Source organism: Sphingobacterium olei, from assembly GCF_005048855.1.
Taxonomy (GTDB): Bacteria; Bacteroidota; Bacteroidia; order Sphingobacteriales; family Sphingobacteriaceae; genus Sphingobacterium; species Sphingobacterium olei.
On sequence record NZ_SUME01000022.1, the window covers coordinates 1 to 2,595 of the forward strand.

The following is a 2,595-nucleotide window of genomic DNA, read 5'->3' on the forward strand; positions in this document are numbered from 1 at the left end:
TGTCTATAACGGAAGTCACTGGGCCAGCTAATTCGGTTTGATTTGCCAATTATTTCGGAGGTCAGCGGGCCAAAAAATCTCCTGAATTTCGGAGGTCAACGGGCCATTCTTACTTTGAAAACGGAGGTCATTGGGCCACTTTCCATTAAACTGCTTAAGTTGCTGCTGTATAAACATATCGCAGTAGCATGGCAGGACAACGGAAAGATAAAATGGAACTTAGAACACTGATCCTTCTTAAGAAAAAGGGACTTAGTAACCGTAAGGTTGCCCAGATGATGAACATCAACCGTAAAACGGTAGATAGCTATATCCAACGGTTTAAAGTGCTGGAATTGGATTATTCCGAGCTTCTTTCTATGGATGATGCGAAGCTTCACGACCTTTTCACGGAAGAAGACCAGACGGAAAAGAAGCGTTACGAAATCCTATCTTCTCAGTTCAGTAAAATACAGAGTGAACTCAAACGCCCAGGAGCTACCTTACAGACTATATGGCAAAACTACCTCATTGAACACCCTGATGGGTATCGTTACACACAGTTTACGACCCATTATAGAAAGTGGAAAGGTCAGGTCAAAGCCTCGGGAAAGCTGGAGCATAAGGCCGGTCAGAAACTTTTTGTAGATTTTACAGGTAAAAAAATGTCCTATGTGGACAGGGTTACCGGCGAGGTTATCCCCGTGGAAATCTTCGTAGCCGTTTACCCCTGTAGTCAATATACGTTTGTGAAAGCTGTTGCCAGCCAAAAACGTGAAGACTTTATCGACTGCCTTGACAGCTGCCTCAGATGGTCCGGCGGGGTGCCCCAGGCCATTGTGTCCGATAATCTGAAGTCGGCCGTTAGTAAAGGTTCTAAATATGCGCCTGAAATAAACAAAACACTTGCGGACTTTGCCCTTTTTCATAGCTGTGTAGTAGATCCTGCCCGACCGTATCACCCTCAGGATAAAGCTCTTGTCGAACGTAGCGTAACATTAGTCTATCAGCGTATTTTTTATCCATTGGACAAACAGACCTTCTTTAGCCTGAAAGAGCTCAATGTGGCCATAGCGGAGCAGCTGGTATTATACAATGACTACCTGTTCTCACATGGTGGATCCACCAGAAGGAGCCAGTTCATTGATCTGGAAAAAGAATATCTGAACCCACTGCCTGTATCAACATATAGCCTGAGGTACTTCAGGCGTGCAAAAGTGCAGAAGATATCCCACGTGTACCTGAGTGTAGATAAAAACTATTATAGTGTACCTCATCGTTATACTGGGCATCACGTAGAAGTGCAATATAACAGTGAAACAGTCGAAGTCTTTTATAACTTCCAACGTATAGCCAAGCACCCTAGAAGCTTTCGGCCGGGAAACTACACCACTATCGGGGATCATATGCCTTCCTCGCACCAGGTCTATAACGACTGGAATCCGGTGTACTTTGAACAGCGGGCCGCAGCTGTCGGGGTATCTGCACAGGAATATATCCGGCGGCTGATCGCACAGTACAACTATCCTGAAATGGCCTACAAACAGGCGCAGGGTATACTTGCTTTCGTAAAGACACATAGTGCCCCCCGCGTTGAAAATGCGTGCAAAAGAGCCCTTTCGCACCATAAGGCATCTTATCAGACAATATACAATATCCTAAAAAACAGACTTGATACCTTAGAAGAAGAAGTACAGGAGGCATTCCATATCCCCGTGCATGAAAACCTACGGGACACCTCGATCTACAGATAAATATAACACTAGAAAAAGACAATATGAATGAAAACACAACAATCGAAAAAATGCGCAAGATGCGTATGATGACCATGGCTGAACTTTATCGTGGCAGTCTGAGTGATAATCTTTACCGTGAAATGGGCCTGGATGACTTTATGGCAACTATCGTAGATGCCGAATGGGAAACAAGACAGAATAAGAATATCGATAACCTTATCCACAGGGCCTCTTTCAAGGAAAAAGCTGCCGCCACTGATATCGATTACAATCCTTCTAGAGGTCTCGACAGAAATATGTTTGAAAGACTGCTTTCAATGGGCTTTATAACCCGTCGGGAGAACGTTATACTAACAGGTCCTGCAGGTTCCGGGAAAAGCTTCCTTGCACAATGCATAGGTGTTAAAGCCTGTCAGATGCTGGTCAAAACACTCTATCTTAACACTGGTAGGTTCTTTGATATGGTAAAAATAGCCAGACTGGATGGTACTTACCACAAGTTGCTGAAAAGGGTTGAAAGAGCGGAGCTGCTTATCCTTGATGACTTTGGGCTCACTTCCATAGACCAACAGGCAAGAACTGCATTACTGGATATCATAGAAGACCGCTACAATAGTGCCTCGCTGGTAATAGCTACCCAGATACCGGTAGAAAAATGGCATGGACTGATAGGTGAAAGTACTATTGCTGATGCCATTCTTGACAGGGTCACTTTCTCCTCGCACAGAGTCGAATTGACGGGTGAATCCTATAGAAGAAAAAAAAAATTGGAATCTTAAATGAATTGTATATTATTGTAATCGGAAAGTGGCCCAATGACTAGCGAAATAATTGGCCCGTTAACGCCGAAATCACTGGCCCAGAATCACCGAAATAGACA

At 44.1% G+C, this 2,595-nt stretch carries 2 protein-coding genes; both read left to right on the top strand.

Annotation, left to right across the window (positions count from 1 at the left end; genetic code table 11):
- Positions 1-188 precede the first annotated feature (188 nt).
- Positions 189-1,733 (top strand): IS21 family transposase, encoded by a 1,545-nt coding sequence (gene istA / locus FAZ15_RS22360; RefSeq protein WP_136903588.1) that lies wholly within the window; start codon positions 189-191, stop codon positions 1,731-1,733.
- Positions 1,734-1,756: 23 nt separating this feature from the next.
- Positions 1,757-2,494, top strand: coding sequence for an IS21-like element helper ATPase IstB (gene istB / locus FAZ15_RS22365; protein WP_136903589.1), 738 nt, complete (start codon positions 1,757-1,759; stop codon positions 2,492-2,494).
- Positions 2,495-2,595: the final 101 nt, after the last annotated feature.